Annotated in this window: 16 protein-coding genes; 10 read left to right on the top strand and 6 right to left on the bottom strand. The window is 71.1% G+C overall.

Features of this window, described 5'->3' with window-relative positions; all coding sequences use genetic code 11:
• Nucleotides 1–56 precede the first annotated feature (56 nt).
• The 10 genes from ACH4MY_RS28590 to ACH4MY_RS28545 all read left to right on the top strand — a co-directional run bounded on the left by ACH4MY_RS28590 (nucleotide 57) and on the right by ACH4MY_RS28545 (nucleotide 10,089).
• Nucleotides 57–623 (top strand): WhiB family transcriptional regulator, encoded by a 567-nt coding sequence (locus tag ACH4MY_RS28590; RefSeq protein WP_398006614.1) that lies wholly within the window; start codon nucleotides 57–59, stop codon nucleotides 621–623.
• Nucleotides 620–1,687, top strand: a complete 1,068-nt coding sequence (locus ACH4MY_RS28585) for a DUF2637 domain-containing protein (RefSeq protein WP_398006613.1) — start codon at nucleotides 620–622, stop codon at nucleotides 1,685–1,687. Before ACH4MY_RS28590 ends, ACH4MY_RS28585 begins: the two co-directional genes overlap by 4 nt.
• A gap of 101 nt (nucleotides 1,688–1,788) precedes the next feature.
• Entirely contained in the window at nucleotides 1,789–2,013 is a 225-nt protein-coding gene (locus tag ACH4MY_RS28580; RefSeq protein ID WP_398006612.1) for a hypothetical protein, read from the top strand.
• A 254-nt stretch (nucleotides 2,014–2,267) separates the two neighbouring features.
• Nucleotides 2,268–2,675 (top strand): MobC family plasmid mobilization relaxosome protein, encoded by a 408-nt coding sequence (locus ACH4MY_RS28575; RefSeq protein ID WP_261992666.1) that lies wholly within the window; start codon nucleotides 2,268–2,270, stop codon nucleotides 2,673–2,675.
• Nucleotides 2,675–4,432, top strand: coding sequence for a relaxase/mobilization nuclease domain-containing protein (locus ACH4MY_RS28570; RefSeq protein WP_398006611.1), 1,758 nt, complete (start codon nucleotides 2,675–2,677; stop codon nucleotides 4,430–4,432). Before ACH4MY_RS28575 ends, ACH4MY_RS28570 begins: the two co-directional genes overlap by 1 nt.
• Nucleotides 4,433–4,539: 107 nt before the next feature.
• Complete coding sequence (locus ACH4MY_RS28565; protein WP_148001733.1) at nucleotides 4,540–4,944, top strand: hypothetical protein; 405 nt, start codon at nucleotides 4,540–4,542, stop codon at nucleotides 4,942–4,944.
• Nucleotides 4,945–5,309: 365 nt separating this feature from the next.
• The gene (locus tag ACH4MY_RS28560) at nucleotides 5,310–7,295 is read left to right on the top strand and encodes a P-loop NTPase fold protein (protein WP_398006610.1); all 1,986 of its coding nucleotides are present in this window, start codon (nucleotides 5,310–5,312) and stop codon (nucleotides 7,293–7,295) included.
• Nucleotides 7,296–8,009 carry a hypothetical protein gene (locus tag ACH4MY_RS28555; protein ID WP_354800937.1) on the top strand — a complete coding sequence of 238 codons (714 nt, stop codon included), beginning with the start codon at nucleotides 7,296–7,298 and terminating at the stop codon, nucleotides 8,007–8,009. It begins immediately after the preceding gene.
• Complete coding sequence (gene qatC, locus ACH4MY_RS28550; RefSeq protein WP_398006609.1) at nucleotides 8,006–9,346, top strand: Qat anti-phage system QueC-like protein QatC; 1,341 nt, start codon at nucleotides 8,006–8,008, stop codon at nucleotides 9,344–9,346. The genes ACH4MY_RS28555 and qatC overlap by 4 nt, the downstream gene beginning before the upstream one ends.
• Nucleotides 9,343–10,089 (top strand): TatD family hydrolase, encoded by a 747-nt coding sequence (locus ACH4MY_RS28545; protein WP_398006608.1) that lies wholly within the window; start codon nucleotides 9,343–9,345, stop codon nucleotides 10,087–10,089. Before qatC ends, ACH4MY_RS28545 begins: the two co-directional genes overlap by 4 nt.
• 474 nt (nucleotides 10,090–10,563) lie before the next feature.
• On the opposite strand, the gene ACH4MY_RS28540 is transcribed toward ACH4MY_RS28545, so the two are convergent.
• The 6 genes from ACH4MY_RS28540 to ACH4MY_RS28515 form a co-directional block, all read right to left on the bottom strand.
• Nucleotides 10,564–10,821 (bottom strand): esterase, encoded by a 258-nt coding sequence (locus ACH4MY_RS28540; RefSeq protein ID WP_398006607.1) that lies wholly within the window; start codon nucleotides 10,819–10,821, stop codon nucleotides 10,564–10,566.
• Between the two features lie 146 nt (nucleotides 10,822–10,967).
• Entirely contained in the window at nucleotides 10,968–11,180 is a 213-nt protein-coding gene (locus ACH4MY_RS28535) for a hypothetical protein (RefSeq protein WP_358885357.1), read from the bottom strand.
• A 366-nt stretch (nucleotides 11,181–11,546) separates the two neighbouring features.
• Entirely contained in the window at nucleotides 11,547–11,714 is a 168-nt protein-coding gene (locus ACH4MY_RS28530) for a hypothetical protein (protein WP_398006606.1), read from the bottom strand.
• Nucleotides 11,715–11,841: 127 nt separating this feature from the next.
• Nucleotides 11,842–12,189 carry a DUF317 domain-containing protein gene (locus tag ACH4MY_RS28525; protein WP_398006605.1) on the bottom strand — a complete coding sequence of 116 codons (348 nt, stop codon included), beginning with the start codon at nucleotides 12,187–12,189 and terminating at the stop codon, nucleotides 11,842–11,844.
• 324 nt (nucleotides 12,190–12,513) lie between these two features.
• Complete coding sequence (locus ACH4MY_RS28520) at nucleotides 12,514–13,167, bottom strand: hypothetical protein (protein ID WP_398006604.1); 654 nt, start codon at nucleotides 13,165–13,167, stop codon at nucleotides 12,514–12,516.
• A 59-nt stretch (nucleotides 13,168–13,226) separates the two neighbouring features.
• A complete protein-coding gene (locus tag ACH4MY_RS28515) occupies nucleotides 13,227–14,177 on the bottom strand; it encodes a DUF317 domain-containing protein (RefSeq protein WP_398006603.1) in 951 nt (316 codons plus the stop codon).
• Nucleotides 14,178–14,204 lie beyond the last annotated feature (27 nt).

Genomic DNA, 14,204 nt, shown 5'->3' with positions numbered 1-14,204 from the left:
CCCAGCGCACCTCTCCGCCGACGCCCTTGCGCACGGAGAGCGATCGGAGCATCCGCATGACCAGCACGACGCACAGCCCTGTCCGCCACCGGTCGCTCGGCGACCACACCTGGCGGGACCAGGCCGTCTGCCAGAGCACCCAGTACACCCCGGTGGACCCCGAGATCTTCTTCCCGGACCCCGATGAGACCGACAAGATCACCGCAGCGAAGGCGCTGTGCGGCCAGTGCCCGGTCCGCCGCACCTGCCTGGACGCCGCCCTGGAAGCCGGCGACACCGACGGCATCCGAGGCGGACTGACCGAGGAGGAACGCGGACCTCTGCACGAGAAGATCGCCCACCGCCTCGACTACAGCCGCGTCAACGACACCATCGCCGGTCGCGACATCCACCTCACCAAGGCCGAGCGCCGCGCGGTCATCCGCGCCGCCTACCGCCACGGGGTGACCGAGCAGCGCCTGGCCTGGCTCCTCAAGATCACCGAGGAGCACGCCCAGAAGCGATACCGCGAACTCCGCCGCGCCCTGCGCAACCGAGACCTGAACCAATCTGAGACGGCCACCGCCTCGTCCGAGGCCGGCAGCGAGCGCCTGGGCCGCGACGACTTCGGGACAGCGGCGTGACCGCCAGGACCGCGCCGAAGACTGCGCACATATCCGGCTGGGACCGAGCGGTCGTCATCGCCCTCGGTGGCGCGGGATGCGCGCTGTCGTACGACGCGCTGCAGCAGATGGCCGTCGCCATCCACATCCGAGGCTTCCTCACCTACCTCTTTCCCCTGGTGATCGATGGGTTCATCGCCTACGGCGTCCGGGCGCTGCTGGTCCTCCGCGACGCGCCGCTGCGCGCCCGGCTCTACGTCTGGACGCTCTTCGGCACGGCCACCGCCGCCAGCATCTGGGCCAACGCGCTCCACGCGGTACGGCTCAACGAGGACGCGGTCGCCGGCACCGGCCTCCGGCTCGGGGACACGGTGGTCGCGGTGCTGTCCACCATCGCCCCGCTCGCCCTGGCCGGAGCGGTCCACCTCTACATCCTCATCGCCCGGGGGCCGGTCAAGGGCAGTGACCGCGAGGACCTCGGTCACCTCGGTCACCTCGGCCAAGGTGACCGGCGCGATGTCGTCGAGGTCACCCGGACTGACCGGGCCGGTCAGCACCGGTCGACGGTCGGTCAGGTCAAGGCCGGTCAGCCGGTCACCGCCCTCACCGACCGGCTGCCGCTGCCCCTGGAAAAGAAGGCTCCTGCCTCCCGGTCACTGACCGGGGACAGGGCCCCGGTGGGCAACAGCGACCTGGTCACCAATGACCGAGGACAGTCGCACAAGGCCGCTGACCTGCTCGGACAGCCGGACATGGCACGGCCGGTCACTGACCGCCCCGACAACACCGACCCGGTCACCGGAGACCAGGACAGCCCGGCGGCGGGCACCACCCCGCCGGTCACTCCGCCGCCGGTCACTGACCGAGAGGCCCGGGCACCCGCCACCCGACGGCCCGACCCGGACACCGAGGAACTGCTGAAGATCGCCCGGTCAGCGGTCAGGGCCGAGGACAAGCTGACCCGCAAGGTGGTCGCCCAGGCGATCCGCGGTCAGCAGATCCCGCTCTCCAGCGACACCTTGACCGCCCTGATGGCCCAGCTCCGCGCTCAGCACGGACAGCCGGTCACCTCCGCCCGGAACTGACCGGACACCACGGAGCGGGTGACCGAGTCGGTCACCCCAGCCGGTCACCCGCTCCGGACACCTGCCCCACACCCCTCCAGAGCAGAAGCGGAGAACACCCGATGCGCACCCACCCGGCCACCCCCGCCGAAGTCGACTCCTGGCTGACGGTCCTTCACCAGCGCGGCCACCTCCACCGCGCCCAGTCCGGTCCCGACACCACCCGGATCGTGCCACGAGAGCAGCACGATCGCCCCTGGACCCTGCACCACCCGGTCCTGGCCATGGACTGGATCGAGGAACTCGTCCGCGAAATCCAGCAGCAGAACCCCGAGGCGAGCCGGTGACCACCGACGACCCGGCGGTGACCACCGCCGGACAGCAGCGTGACCCCACGACGGCACCTGGCGGAGCAAGCTATCGCGTACGACGGTCCTACGGCCCGTCGTACGCACTTGCCCCCGCCCAGGAGGGCGGGGGAAGCCCGGTTGGTTCCCGAGCGAGGGCGCTCGGGAACCAACCGGGCAACCGGCACCAGGGGGCGCCGGTCGCCGGGGGAGAAGCCGCCCGCGACGACCACCGTGAGCAGCCGAGCCCGAGCATGCCCGCCTTCCCCGACCGCAAGCCGCGTCGCCGCAGCCGTAACCCGAGCGAGCGTGCCCGCAAGACGACCACCCGTCTCTCCGACGACGAGCAAGCCGAGATCGTCGCCGCCGCCGCGCAGCGCGGCGTCACCGTCGCCCGATTCCTCGCCGCCGCCGGCCTCGCCGCCGCCCGCGGTTCGACCGCCCTGCACACCAACGAACAACTCGACGCGGCCATCGACGAACTCGCCGCCCTGCGCACCGCCCTGGCCCGGATCGGCAACAACATCAACCAGATCGCCTACGTCCACAACGCCGGCGGGCAGCCCCGCCCCGGCGAACTCGACCACGCGCTGAGCGTCTTGACCCGGTCGCTCGGCCGCCTCGACGACGCGGCGAACGACCTGGTGAACAGGCGGCTGTGATGGTTCCCGACATCGGACGCGGCTCCCGCACCCAGGGACTCCTCGTCTACCTCTACGGCCCCGGCAGGCGCGAGGAGCACACCGACGCACACCTCATCGGCTCCTGGGACGGCTTCGCCCCCGACCCCGGCCGCGACACCGACCCGCAAGTCACCCTCGCCCGCCTCACCGCAGCCCTCGACCTCCGGGTCAAGCAGGCCGGCGACCGCGCGCCTGCCAAGCACGTGTGGCACTGCTCGGTCCGGACCGCCCCCGGCGACCGGCGGCTCTCCGACGAGGAGTGGAACACCGTTGCCCAGCGCATCGTCCACGCCACGGGCATCGCCCCGGACGGTGATCCCGACGGCTGCCGGTGGATCGCCGTACGCCACGCGGAAGACCACATCCACATCGTCGCCACCCTGGTCCGCGGTGACCTGCGCAATCCCCGCCTCAACTACGACTTCAACAAGGCCCAGGCCGTCTGCCGTCGCATCGAGGAGGAGATGGGCCTGCGCCGCCTCAACGCCGGCGACGGCACCGCAGCGAAGAACCCCACCAGCGCCGAGAAGTTCAAGGCCGAACGCACCGGCCGCCCCGAGACCTCCCGCGAGACCCTCCGCGAAGCCGTCCGCCAGGCCGTCGCGGGAGCGAACGACGAGAAGGAGTTCTTCACCCGGCTCCGCGAAGCGGGACTGCGCGTGAAGGTCCGCCACGCCCCGTCCGGTGACGCGCTCGGCTACAACGTGGCCCTGCCCGGCGACCGCAACCGCCACGGCGAACCGGTCTGGTACCCCGGCTCCAAGCTCGCTCCCGACCTGTCCCTTCCGAAGATCCGCCTCCGGCTCGCCGACGGTACCGCCGAGCGGGCAACGCCTTCGCCCGCCAGCGGCCGGCCGGACTGGTCCCCGCCCGCCCGAGAGCGGCGGAGCGCCACCGGGATCGCCGAGCGTGCCGCCGTCCTCCTCGACGGCGACGACGATGAAGCCGCCGCCCAACTCGTCGGCGTCGGAGAACTCCTCGACGCGGTCGCCCAGACCTCCCCGATCGCCACCCGCACGGAGCTGGCTGCCGCCGCCCGAGCCTTCGAGCGGGCGACCCGCAGCCACGTCCGAGCAGAGCGCGCCGACACCCGGGCCCTCCGCTCGGCCGCCCGGCGCATCGTCCAGGCCAGCGGCGCGCTCGGCCGGGGCGAGGACGGCGGCACCACCGCCATGCTCGTCTCCACCCTGGTCCTGGTCACCCTCGCCGCCGCCCGCTGGCACTCCGCGCGCGGTCACGCCCAGCAGGCCCACGCCTCCCGACAAGCCGCCGAGCACCTGCGCACCGCCTACCGCCAGGCCGCCACCACGCCGATGCGGGTGCTGCACGACCAAGGCCGTGCCCTCCCCGAAGCCCAACGCCGGACCCACGAGGCCACCCTCCGCGCGGCCCTGTCGGAGCAGGGCGTACGCGCAGATGGCACACCGACGAAGACCGACGCACTGGTCGCCACCCTCGCCCAGGCCGAGCAGGCAGGCCACGACCCCGAGGCCCTCCTGCAACAGGCCATCGACCTGCGTGAACTCGACACCGCCGCGGACGTGAACGACGTCCTGGTCTGGCGCCTTCGTCGCCTCGCCCAGCTCCCCGCCCACCCGGGCGAAGCTCCCCGTCGCCCGCAAGCCGTCACCCGCCAGACCAAGACCTCGGCCAACCGCACCAGCGAACGGAACGCACTCACAGTGGCGACGCGCCCTGCCGTCTCTAACCCGCGCAGCCGCCCACCGCGCCGCTGATCAGTGCGTCCGTAGGCCGGCCACCGACGGACCAGACTCCACGAAATGCCTCGACAGCCGGATCCACCGGCTGTTACGGATGGAAACAGGAAGCCCTCGACCGGGAGATGACGCTCGTGCCCAGAACCACCGACCGCACCACGGAGCCGCCACCCGCGCTGCCCATCCTTCCCACAGGGGCCGACCCCCTGCTGCAACTCCAGTACGAGACGCACCCGGCCGACGGCCCCGGCGCAACGCGCTGCGTTAGCCACCCACACGAACTCGCCCTCGGCGGCATCCCCGTGATGTGCTCGGCCTGCCGGGCCCGACGCGACTGGCTGCTCATCAGCCACAGCCGCAACGTCTGGATCCGCTGCCGGTGCAGCAACCAGTGGCTCGAACCCGAGATCACCCGCGCCGACTTCGACGCCCTGACCGCCAGCCCGTACGGCACGACCTACCCCACCGTCGAGCAGGGCCTTATCGCGCTCGGCTTCGACGGCGCCTTCGCCGGCACCTACTTGGGGTAGGCGAGCGAGGTACGAAAAGCCGAGGCTGTTCCCGCCCCTGGAACCCTGAGCGGCCGCGTCTGACACAGAAGGCGCCCCTGCCTACCCTCTCCTCCTCGGGCGGCCGACACGCGCCGGGATGTGCCCAGTGTGGGCAAGAGAGTGGATGGCCGAGAACCGCGCGCGGATCCGAGGCGCCCTGCCTTGCGAGCAGGGACTGCGGCCGTCCCCGGCTGGGGAGCGCGCATCCTGTGAGGAAAATGTGCAGTCAGTGAGGGGTGTGTGTCGGTGGGGGCTCGTATGCTCAACGACGAGGGTCTCGCTTAGGTCGCTGGCACATTCGCGTGCCCGAGGCCGGGACTGGCCGGGAGTTGAGGTAGCGCGGCATGTGGTCAGACAACGAAGCCGATGTGGATCTTCTCGGTTTTGACTTCCTCGTCGACGAGTTGATGGTGCCGCTCACGCGGCCGCAGTTGCTGCCCCTGACGGTGGGCCTGCTTGGCGAATGGGGATCGGGTAAGAGCAGCCTGCTCAAGATCGTGGCGGCGCGCCTCGATGCGGAGCGGCCCGCGGACGGCGGGCGCTATGTGGTGGTGCCGTTCAGTCCGTGGCAGTTCGAGGGCTATGACGACATCAAGGTCGCGCTGATGGACGCCGTCTTGAACCGGCTCCAGGCCGAGGCCGCATCCAATGCCTCGGCCGCGGAGGAGATCGGGTTCCTGCGAAGGTTCATCAACCGGCTTCGTCGTCCGGCGGTCTTCGCCGGACGGGCCGCCCTCGCCGGAGTGGGGCCGGCAGCCCAACTGGCCGCGACCCACTACCAACCGGCCCTCGCTCCCCTCGCCCAAGCCGTCGTCCAACAGGCAGCCGTCATGGGCGGCGCAGCCCTCGATCGCGCGGAGCAGCAGACGCCCCCGGAGGATGCGGGCCCGGCGGCCGGAGACGACGTCTTGGCCGATGTCGCGTCCTTCAGGTCCCGCTTCGAATCGCTCGTGGAGACGCTGGAGGGTGTGACGGCAGTGATCGTCCTCGTCGACGACCTCGACCGCTGTCTGCCGGGCACGATCGTCGACACCTTCGAAGGCATCCGGGTCTTCCTCCACACGAAGAAGACCGCTTACGTCATCGCCGCGCACCCTCAGGTGGTCGAGGCGGCGATCGACAGGTTCTATCCCACCACGGATCGGGCTGGCGCGACCGGCCTGGGTGCCGAGTACTTGGAGAAGATGCTTCAGGTCAAGATCACCATCCCTGTGCTCTCCGTCCCGGAGGCGGAGACCTACATGCAGCTCCTCCTCGCTCAGCTGCACCTGGAGGGATCAGACTTTGCGACCGTCCTGAACGACGTGGCACAGCGCAGGGCCCACAGCGTCCTGGCCGTCTCGCTCAATCCGGGTCTGGCCGCGGACAGCCTGGGCCGGGACCGCATGCCGTCGGCGCTGTTCACGGACATGGGCTGGGCAGGCTCCATCGCGCCGCTTCTCGGCGCCGCTCTGCGCGGCAACCCCCGTCAGCTGAAGCGCTTCATGAACTCGGTGATCATGCGTCGGGGAAGCGCGCAGCGTCGGGGAACGGATCTGGACGCAGCTGTGCTGGCCAAGCTCATGGTCTTGGAGGAGCAGTACCTGACGGACTTCCAGCGTCTGTTCGACTGGCAGGTGCGAGGCGGGGGCGGCACGGCCGCCGAGCTGGCGGCGGCAGAGCGGCACGTACTCTCTGCGGCTTTTGTTCGCCCCGCCCCTGCGCGCGGGCAGAGGCGTGCTTCCACGGCGCCGGACCGCAGTGGCGACCGCGTTGAGGAGACCGGGCCGGCCGAGGAAAGCTTGCCGTTGGATCCGGAGGTCGCTACCTGGGCTGCCCAGCCGCACATCGAGCGTTGGCTGCGGCTGGAGCCTGTGCTGGGCGGGATCGATCTGGGACCGTACTTCACTTACGCGCGCGCGAAGCTGACCGTCACCGCCACCGCTGCGCGGCTCCCGGCCGCGCTGCAGGGCCTTCTGGTCCAGTTGCAGTCCGAGATCGTCGCCGTTCGGCGCACCGCGGTGCGGTCGGTCGCCGAAACATTGCCAGCCGAGGATCTGCCGCTGCTGATGGAGCAGTTGCTCGCACGCGTGCTGCGTGACCCCGGCAGCGATGCTTGGGACGGCGCGGTGGAGGTGGCCGAGAAGGTGCCGGGTGCGGTGGCCGCGGTGTGCCACACGCTGGGCAGGATCCCGTTGGACGGGATCCCTCGGGCGAAGGTGTCGTCCGCCGTGCGTCGGCTGCCTCAGGCCCGTCAGGAAGTCACCGCCCTTCTGGACGGCTGGCAGAACAGCGGCCACGCGGTCGGCCAGATCGTCGCGGGGCTGCGCACCCCGAGGGGGTCGGTGTAGGTGGGGACGTCGACCGACCGCACCAGCGGCACCGGCGGCGCGTGGACCGACCTGAAGTACGCCGCCACCTCGTACTTCCGCAGTACCGGGCAAGGAAGCGCAAGCCCCGGATCTGCCAAGGTGCTGCTGGCCCGGCACGTCCCGGTCCTCGGCGGAGCAGCCGCCGCGGCCGCGGGTGCCGCAGTCGGCCGCAGCAGTGTCCAGCGACTCGGCGGCCTGCTTGCCGGCATCGGCGCGAACGGGCTGGACCAGGCGCTGCGCGAGGCGTCACTCGGAGACCTGGTGGGCCGCGACCGGTTCGAGATCGTCGACGAGCTGGTCACCGCGCTGTCCGGTGACGGCAGTGGTCTGGACTCAGCGGCGGCCCGCGACGCGATGTGCGATGTGCTGGAGGAACTGTTCGGCGACGCCGACACGTGGGAGGAGCTGCAGCAGACCCGGGCAAGTCGCGACGACATCGAACGGTTGCTGCATCTGTTCCTGACGAACTACCTCTACAACCGCATCCCGGTGATCGCCGAACGGCTCGGGCGCATCACCGACCCGGCAGCCGCGCGTCGAGCCGACCGGCAGATGCGTCAGGTCATCGAGGATTGCGTCGTCATCAACCTGCCGCCCGACCCGCTGTCCGTGAACTGGAACGGCCCGCAAGGCCGCGACATCGCCGACCAGGCCATGCAGGTCGCCTACAGCACACTGGAGAGCCTCGCATGACCGTGTTTCGCGTACGCCTCCTGCCGTCCGCCGATGCCCTGGCGCCCGGGGAAGTCCTCCTGGACTTCGCCCCCGGCTCGGCCGCGGCCACCGTGCAGACGAACGCCAGCTTCTTCTCCAACACTGCTCTCCCGCCAGCTGCGGCCGACCTGCTGCTCCTGGGCGTCGCCGCCTACTGCGCCGACCGCATCACCGAGCGGCGGGAGACCGCCGACGCATGGACCCGGGACATCGGCCTGCGTCTGCCCGCCCACGCCCCCGATGCCTGGCCTCGCGAGAAGGCCGAACGAGCGCTCGGCTTCCTGACCGGCGACCGGTGGGACATCCGCGCACACCCCCGTTCCGGAACGCGTACGGACACCCCTCGCGGATTGGTGGAGCGCGAGTCGCTGCAAGCGGACGCCGTGTGCTTGTTCTCCGGCGGGCTGGACTCGCTGTGCGGCGTCGTCGACCTCCTCGAGGAAGACCCGGAACGGCGAATGCTGCTGCTGTCCCACTACGAGGGTGGGCAGACACCCAGCGCTCAGGCCCAGCTGTTTCGAAGGCTCCGTACACACTATGGGCCCAGAGTGCGCCGCCAACCGCTGTTCCTGCGGCCGGCTCCGCACCATCCCGCCCAGGAGCAGCCGCTGCCCCCCGGCCGTGAGGCCACCAGCCGCTCGCGGTCACTGCTGTTCCTGACCTCCGCGCTGGCCCTGGCGTCGTCCCTGGGCCCCACGGTCCCGGTCTACCTTCCCGAGAACGGCTACATCGGCGTTAACGTCCCGCTTACCCCGGCACGGTCAGGAAGCTTCAGCACCCGCACCACCCACCCCCACTTCCTGACCCTGCTCGAACAGACCGCCCGGGCGGTCGGCGTGGAAAACCCGCTGGTCAACCCCTACCGACTGGCGACCAAGGGCGAGATGCTGGCGTCCAGCCGCAACGCGGAGCTGCTGCGCGAGCTTGCCCCCCTGAGCGTCTCCTGCTCCCACCCGGAGGTCGCCCGCTACGCCCGTCGCCCGCAGGGCAACTGCGGCTACTGCTTCCCCTGCTTGATCCGGAGGGCGGCCATGGCTCGCGCCGGATGGGACGACCCGGACGACTACCCTTGGGACGCCCTCAGCGACCCCACCCTGCTGGACACGGAGTCGGACCGCAGCGCCGACCTGCGCGCCGTCGCCATCGGCACCCGGCCGGGACGCCCGGACCGGGACGTCCTGCGCAACGGACCGCTGCCATCAGGAGAGCGGCTGGCGTTCCTGGACGTCTGGCGGCGCGGCAGCGCCGAAGTACGGTCCTGGCTCACCATCGGAGCGACCGGGGCTCTCGCCGAGCAGTTGGAGAGGGCCGCGTGAGCGCGCTCTGGGACACCCACTGCCACCTGACGGGCTACGACCACCCGGCCGGCATCATGTCCGAGGCCGTCGACGCGGGTGTCGCCATCGTCGCCGTGTCCGAAGATCCGGGCCAGTACCGAGTGTTGCGCACACGCCTCGGCCGCCGCCCCGGGATCGTGGCCGCGCTCGGCATGCACCCCCTGCACGCCGCCTCGTTCACCGCCGCCGACCTCGCCCGGTTCCTGCGCCTACTGCCCGACGCCTCCTGGATCGGCGAGATCGGCCTGGACTTCTCCCCTGCCGGCCGGCCCTCCCGCCGCGCCCAGCTCCGCATCTTCGAGGGGATCCTGTCCGACCCACGCACGACCACACTCCCCCTCACAATCCACAGCCGCGGCGCCGAACGCGAAACCATCCAGCAGCTGGCTCAAGCCCGCGCCTCACGTGCGATCCTGCACTGGTACACCGGGCCGGTGGGGCTGGTGGAGGAAGCCGTCGCTGCAGGCCTCTGGTTCTCCGTCAACCCTGCCATGATCGCCTCCGCACGGGCCCAACGACTGCTGCAGGAACTCCCGCCCGATCGCGTACTCCTGGAAACCGACGGCCCTTTCACCCGCCAGCACGGCAGGCCGAGCCGCCCGTCCGACCTCCCCGCTCTTCTGCCACGGCTGGCCGCCCTGTGGTCCACAGACGAAGCCGGCGCGCGAAACCAGCTGAACACCAACCAGAGGGCCTTCATCCCGTCGCCGACCGTGTCCTGAAAGCCCACGGCGGACACGAGCGCAGCCGACATCCGCCAGGCCGCCGAAACCTCTCCCCGGTGCCCTGGCCGCCCCGGCATGCGGCGGGCCGGGCGCCCCGGCGCTGATTGACACCGCGGCGGCGCTGGTCGTCGGCACGGCGACGCGCGCCGCCAGTCAGCACCGCCGGCCTGCCGAACACCGACACAGGGCGCGGCGGGTGCCGTACTTCTGGGAGCCGCCGTGGTCGCCGACGCCTGCGGCTGGACGTCGGTGCTGCGGGCGATCCAGGCGGGTCCTCGGCAAGATCCGTACCGACCCGAAGTGGGCGACCGCCTTGGTGTCGGCCCTGCTGGTGCTGACGAACTGCGAAGTCTCCCGGTGACTAATGATCTACACCAGATGAGCAGCAACTTCACGATGCACAAACGCCGAAGTCATCCGCCCACGATCAGGACGAGCATTGGCGCGGGGGCGGCCTTCTGAGGTTCTCGGTCAGACCTCGGCGAGGCGGTTCGAGAGGTCGAGGGCGTCGGTCGCGAGCGCGAGGGCGGCGCAGAGGCCGGTCACCTCGTGGAGGGTCGGGCGGATCAGGCGCGGCCAGTCGTCCGGGGCGGCTGGCCAGGAGGCGAGGTGTACCTCGGTGGTGGCCAGGCTCAGGTGGGCGGTGACGTTCCAGCCGGAGCGAGAGGCGGGTTCCCAGTGGAGGCGATGCGGCCGAGGGGGAGATTCGGGGTTCTGGCGGCGAGCCACGTGACGTCGACTGGACCGTCGTGCCGGGTGGAGACGCGCTGGACCAGCGCGCCGCGTGCGCCGTCCGGCATGGGACGTGCGGCGAGGCTGTGCAGCGGGAGTATGTGCGACGAGATGAGAGCCTCCGGAGAGCGGGGGGGAAGGGGTCAGGACCAGGTGAGGGCGTCGCGTACCGACGTGGGGAGGTAGTCCTCTTGACCGTCGTCGGGGATGAACGCCTTGCCGTCCTGGACGACGACCCCGGTTCCCACGTAGTGGGTGAAGGGGAAATCGGGGTTGACGGCGAGGCGGATCGGCAGGGCAGGGTCGAGGTCCTGGAGCTGGCGGAGCAGGTGGCCGACGGTCAGGTACTGGGGCAAGGAAGCCTCCGAAAGCGGTACGGGCGGGCGGAGTCAGAGCGTCAGTGAGTGTCGAGGCGGAGCAGGTCCCGGAGGATCTCCGGCTTCTGGACGTGGCCGGTGAGGTGCCGTTTGCGGCACTCGTTGACGTAGCCCTTGCCGCGTTGCTTCATCTCCCAGCCGCCGCACGAGCAGACGGCCTGGGTGTACGAGCGCCCCGGGCAGCCGGCGTGGAGCGGCTTGCCGGAGCTGGTGTGCTTGTGGTCCGCCGGGCAGAGGGTGCCGTCGGGGTGGTGGTTGTGAGCGGGGCGTGGAAGGGCACAGTGGATTCCTCGTGTTGGGGAGGAGCCCCTGCACTGCCGGGGCGGTGGACGTCAGGGCGCTCGGTCATTCGGAGAGGCTGCGCTGCCACTGGCGTCGCTCGGCTCGGCGCGCGGCACGGCGGCGGAGGGGCTTGACGTGGCGGCCGGACTGACCGGGCAGGTAGTAGCAGGTGCAGCGGCGACGGGCGAAGGCGCACTTGCGGCGGTAGCCGGGACGGGTGGCCAGGAGCATGCGTGCGATCGGAACCTCCTGCTGGGTCGGTGAGCGGGGACGGGGCCGGTCGGCCCAGAGGGGGGCGGAACCCCGAGAACAGGTGCCGGTGAGCTGGCCGGGCCAGTGGTGCCGCCCGCTCACCGATTCAGCGGGGGGAGTGGGCGACGAGGGCGGCGACGAATCCGGCCACGGCCTCGGAGGGGGTGTCGAGACCGAACTCCTGGACCCACGAGTCGCCTTCGGTGGGCTGCACCTGGACGCGCCAGACGATGCCGCGTGTCCAGGCGGCCGGGTCCTCGGGGAGCCAGCCGATGTAGACGCGGCCGTCCGGGCTCGTCGCGTGGACGTTGGCCTCCGGGATGTCGACGACTGTCCAGTCGAGGGCGTGGAGGAGTTCGAGGACTGGGGTGGCGCAGTGGTCCGAGGAGAGCCAGTGGCGGTCTTCCACGGAGGGGCCGACGACGGCGGGCTGGAGGGTTGCGGAGGCGTTCACGGTTGGATGATCCCTTCGTTGACCTGCGGTTTTCCCGGCACCCGTACGTTGACATGGGGTGGGTCGAAGTCCGTAGTCGTTTCCGGGGGATGCTCGTCTGCCGTGGGCGAACTGATCACGGGCAGACGCCCAGATCGTCGCCGGCACGGGAATGGAACGACGGCCGGGGTTGTCCTACTCGAGTTACGGCAGCGGGCCGTGCGGGACCGAAGGGGGAGCAGGGATGACGGAGTCGGGCGGACATTGGGACGCCGGGCTGGAGCGCAAGATCCGCGCCGCCGGGCGGCCGTGGACCGTGGGTGACATCGCGATGGTCGCCGATGGTCAGTGGGGCGTCGGCGCGCAGCCCGACAGATGGGCGGACGAGGACGCGGTGGTGGAGCGCCGGGTCGCGGAAGGACGGCACGTCGAGCTGACGGTGGAGGAGCTGGCCCGCGTGGTGGGGCCCATCGAGGACGCCCACCACGACGAAGACCCTGCCTGAGCGTTCAGCGGCGCGGCCCCGGTGAGGGCGCCGACGGCCCGACGGCAGCCGTAGGAACTGGCTGGTCGCCTCACCTGGCCCGAGGCATGTGAGGCGAGCCCCGAGCGGGCGACAGCGGCCCGGGACAGGTTCGCCGCCGGCCCCCGGTCCGGGGTCGAGGCGGCTTCGCGTACTTCGACTACACGCCGGATCGCCTGCACGTACGCACCGCTCTCCGCGAGCGCGACGCGAAGGTCGGCCGCCGAGCTGGAGAGCCGGTCCAGCTCGTAGAAGGCCGGCACATACCCGGGCCGGGTCAGGGCGTGCAGAAGATGCTGGTGAACGGACACTGCATTGTCGGTGATGGCCAGGGCCGTACGGATGTGCATGGCCGAGCGCAGGAGCGGGTCGTCGCAGGGGCGACGGACCGCGAGGACTTCCAGGACCTCGATGGGCTGGTCCCAGGCCTTCTCGATCATGGAAGTGGCCTGGTCGAGCGCGGTGGTGTCGGGCATGAAGGAACTCCTGTTGTCCGGAGGGTCGGAGGGATCGTCCGTGAAGGTCCGGGCGGGGGTCAGCGGCTGTGCCGGGGAGCCGACGAAGCGGCCGACGGCCGGGCTGCGGCTGCGGCTGCGGGTGCGGGTGCGAGGGTGCTCGACCGCTTCTGCGCCGAGGACGTAGTGCGGCTCTGGGCCGCCATCACGCGGAGGTCGGCTGCTGTCCGCGGAGCGCGCGCGGCACGGCGTACGGCCTCGGTGACAGCGGTGCGTCGTACGTCGAGCGGAGTCGGAGAGCGGGAGACCCGGGGAGCGGCAGCCGGACCGACCGGCGTCAGCGTGACCAGCGGCTCCATCTCGCGGTGGATCATGTGCCGTTCACGGACCACCGGGGCCGAACTGGCCATGACGGCCGCCGTCGCGGCGACCAGATGGGACGGAGTGCGGGCCGTGAACACCGCCTCCGCCCGCGTGCCCCAGCCCCGGGGACCGGCCCACAGCATGACGGCCTCGGCGTCCCGTCCCCCGCGAAGGGTGTCGATCTCGACACCTGCCAGCCCGTCGGGAGCGGTGATCTCGACGGTTCCGTACTTGGCTGCCCCTCGGTGCCAGCCGGCATCGAGCAGTGGCTGGACGGCATCGGTCCAGTACAGCGACGGGGCCGCCAGGAAGCGTCCGTTGTTCTCGTACGGGTCGGATTCGGCGTAGTCGCGGGCTAGGGCGGTGGTGAGGCCGGCGACGATCTCGGCCGGGGTGACGTGGTTGAAGGTCGCCGTCCAGCGGGGCGTGGCGACGGCCTCCTCGGCCGCGGTGATCCTCCACAGCTCGAAGTCGTCGCCGAACCAGCCGATCCGGATCCGCTGGTCGGGAGAGGTGACGAGGAGCTGGCAGGGGCCGTCGTCGAGGTAGTGGTGCGGCCAGTGGGCGACGGGGGCGAAGCCGGCGTCTCCGGTCCCGTTGGAGCCAGCGAGATATATGGGGCTGACCAGTACCGGTTCGTGGCGGGACGGGTCGGGAAGGGCGGACATAGTCGAAGCTCCAGGCGCGTGCGGGAG

The organism is Streptomyces sp. NPDC017246, from assembly GCF_044331325.1.
Lineage (GTDB): Bacteria > Actinomycetota > Actinomycetes > Streptomycetales > Streptomycetaceae > Streptomyces.
Note: the sequence above shows the minus strand (reverse complement) of the source record. Positions and strands in the feature narration are given on the sequence as shown.